1 protein-coding gene is annotated in these 874 nt (G+C 65.8%); it reads left to right on the forward strand.

Going from position 1 to position 874, the window contains the following annotated elements; genetic code table 11:
• Positions 1-183 precede the first annotated feature (183 nt).
• Positions 184-874: crotonase/enoyl-CoA hydratase family protein (locus tag AC01FP_RS18025; RefSeq protein WP_474482174.1), on the forward strand; the 691-nt coding region annotated here is incomplete at its 3' end.

The raw sequence follows: 874 nt of genomic DNA on the forward strand, positions 1-874 counted from the left end.
CTGCGCGGCGAGCGCGCCCTTGCCCTGCTTGCCGATCCCGCGCGGGGTCCGCACTGCGTCGATGATGTATGCCTCGGCCATGTCCAATTCCTATCGCCTGTCGAAAATGCAGTTGACGTGTCCGTAAACCTTGGCCAGCAACACGGCAAGAACTCAGTTGCAATCAAAAATGGGAGTAAGGCGATGTCGGAGGAACTGCTGACCGAGGTGCGGGACGGCGTACTGATCATCACGATCAACCGGCCCGAGGCCAAGAACGCGATGAACAAGGCGGCTGCCGAAGGGATCGCCGCTGCGGTCGACCGGCTCGACTCGGACGACTCGCTGCGGGTCGGGATCCTGACCGGCGCGGGCGGGACGTTCTGCTCCGGCATGGACCTCAAGGGCTTCCTGCGCGGCGAGCGGCCCAGCATCGAAGGGCGCGGGTTCGGCGGGATTACCGAGAAGGGCCCGGTCAAGCCGCTGATCGCTGCGGTCGAGGGCTATGCGCTCGCCGGCGGGATGGAGCTGATGATCAGCTGCGACCTGATCGTGGCGCACAAGGACGCCAAGTTCGGCATTCCCGAGACCAAGCGCGGCCTCGCCGCTGCCGCGGGCGGTCTGATGAAGCTGCCCCGGATGATCCCGCCCAAGATCGCGATGGAACTGGCGCTGACCGGCGACTTCATTGACACCTCGCGCGCTTACCAGCTGGGCCTCGTCAACCGGATCACCGATGGTTCCGCACTCGACGCCGCGATCGAACTGGCGGGCGCGATCACCGCCAACGGCCCGACCGCCGTGCGCGTGTCGAAGCAGATCGTGGTCGAGTCGGCCGGCTGGTCGCAGGACGAGATGTGGGAAAAGCAGGGTGCTCTGCTGCCGCAGGTGTTCA

The organism is Cyanobium sp. NIVA-CYA 375 (assembly GCF_056108345.1).